We start from the raw sequence: 1,836 nt of genomic DNA, 5'->3' as shown, positions 1-1,836 counted from the left end.
CGGGTTGTGTGGTTATTCGTTGGAGTTGAGTGCAATGGGGCAAACCTATTAATAAATACCTCTACCTGTCGATAGCCCCCCCCTAAAAATTGGGAAACTTCAGCTTGTTAAAGCCAATGCGTTTTTTTGAATACTCTGCCACTTCACCCAAAGCCCTCCACTCCACCTTAACCCCTTTCGTGCTTTTCGTGTCTTTCGTGGTTCCATCATCAAAGCTTAACAACTGATCCCGATAGTAGTTATATTGTTTTTTCCGTGCGCTAAGCTCGGTGGTTAGCTCGGTGAAGGTGTCGAGTATGCGGACGATTTCGGCTTGGATTGCCAGCGATTTTTCTGGGTTGTTTGGGCAGGGGATGGGGATTTGGAATTTTCTAAGCATTGGTTTGGTAAGCTGTGGTATACCAGCCGGTGGGACTTTATAGCCATTTTCAATAGTTTTCATAAAGTAGTACGCATACTTCAGATTTAATTCAATTTTTGGCGTTAGCACTATTAATCGTACTATTGGGAAAAAGGGTATATCTCTATAGCTCGTCCAGCCGATTGTGCCTCTCGCAGAAATCGTTAGGCTTGGCTTTTCGATTTTTTCTTTATCAGTCCACCCATATAAAGCTTTATCACCAATTCCGTTAGATAAAATTGGAATGCTATATCTTTGTGTTTTTACATCTGAAAATGCATCTTTCGGCACGTCGCCACCAGCTAATATATTAAAAACTGACTCCAAAGCCTTCCACTCCACCTCAACCCCATCCAGCAACTTCTCCACAAAACGCCTATTACTCATATTCACATAACCCTTTCTTTTTTAACCACGAAAAACACGAACGACACGAAAAGTTTTCGCTGGTTTTATTTCGTGTTTTTCGTGTGGTTCGTGGTTCTATCTCAGTCATTTTCAAAGCTCCTCAGTTTTAAACTGGCTATAACCTTCATAAAAATAACTGACATCAATGCCTTTCATAAACAAAGCACGATCATCAATTTGAGTGGTTAAGGCTTGCTTCAGTAGCGCTTTAATTTCTACATCTTTGACCACACTGCGCTGCATGGCCGATAGGTATTCCTCTTTATTCACAAGATTCCAATCTACCACCTGTTTTATTTCCGTTTTAAGTATCAGATCCAACCAAATGCGGGTTGCACGTCCGTTGCCTTCACGAAAGGGGTGGGCGATGTTCATTTCGACATATTTTTCAATGATTTCATCAAAGTCCCCTTGTGGCAGGGTGTCGATATGTGCGAGTGATGGCGATAGGTACATCACAGGGGCAAAACGAAAATCCCCCTTAGCAATATTGACCGTGCGAATTTTGCCTGCAAAGTCGTAAAGTTCAGCAAATAAATAAGTATGGATAAAACTCAGCCCTTTGAATGTGCCAGGCTCTACGTGAGCAATATCACCCGAATCAAAAAGCTGTTTGGCTTTTTGTTTGCTGATTTTTTCCTCACATTTTGCCAGCTCGATTTGGTCGGTGATACCGAGTTTGTTATCAAGTATCATGTCGCATCCCCTTCAATTTCCGCCACGATGACATCAATATCACGGCGTAACTTATCAATTTTGCTCACGGTAGTTTTAAGATCGGCATTAAGCTGAGTAATATCAATCACTTCGTGGGTGTCTTCGGCTTCGACATAGGCACTGACAGACAGGTTATAGTCGTTATCGGTAATGGTCTGATGCTCAACACTTTGGGCGAGATAGGGGTTCTGTCGCAAGAACTAGTGAAAGCGAAGAGCGCCTTGTCTTCAGGCATAACTATCCTGCTAAAGCCATAAATTGCTTATAAGCAGGCATATTTTCCTCGGACAACTGCCCCTTTCGAATCATAT

General features: G+C 42.4%; 2 protein-coding genes and 1 pseudogene. All 3 read right to left on the bottom strand.

The window, feature by feature from the left end; all coding sequences use genetic code 11:
- Nucleotides 1–82: 82 nt before the first annotated feature.
- Nucleotides 83–787, bottom strand: coding sequence for a restriction endonuclease subunit S (locus tag BQ7314_RS12455; RefSeq protein ID WP_174484011.1), 705 nt, complete (start codon nt 785–787; stop codon nt 83–85).
- 111 nt (nt 788–898) lie between these two features.
- A complete protein-coding gene (gene fic / locus BQ7314_RS12450; RefSeq protein ID WP_174484010.1) occupies nt 899–1,504 on the bottom strand; it encodes a protein adenylyltransferase Fic in 606 nt (201 codons plus the stop codon).
- Nucleotides 1,501–1,707, bottom strand: a pseudogene (locus tag BQ7314_RS12445) (type I restriction-modification system subunit M); the annotation flags it as partial. The pseudogene BQ7314_RS12445 and the gene fic, both read right to left, overlap by 4 nt.
- Between the last annotated feature and the right edge of the window lie 129 nt (nt 1,708–1,836).

This window comes from methanotrophic endosymbiont of Bathymodiolus puteoserpentis (Logatchev) (assembly GCF_900128525.1).
Lineage (GTDB): Bacteria > Pseudomonadota > Gammaproteobacteria > Methylococcales > Methylomonadaceae > Methyloprofundus.
The sequence above is the reverse complement of the archived record's forward strand: the minus strand, read 5'-3'. Positions and strand labels throughout refer to the sequence as shown.

What these genes read in the sequence shown, in the direction of transcription:
- fic (WP_174484010.1), bottom strand. Translation starts at nt 1,504, where the DNA reads ATGATACTTGATAACAAACTCGGTATCACCGACCAAATCGAGCTGGCA.
- BQ7314_RS12455 (WP_174484011.1), bottom strand. Translation starts at nt 787, where the DNA reads ATGAGTAATAGGCGTTTTGTGGAGAAGTTGCTGGATGGGGTTGAGGTG.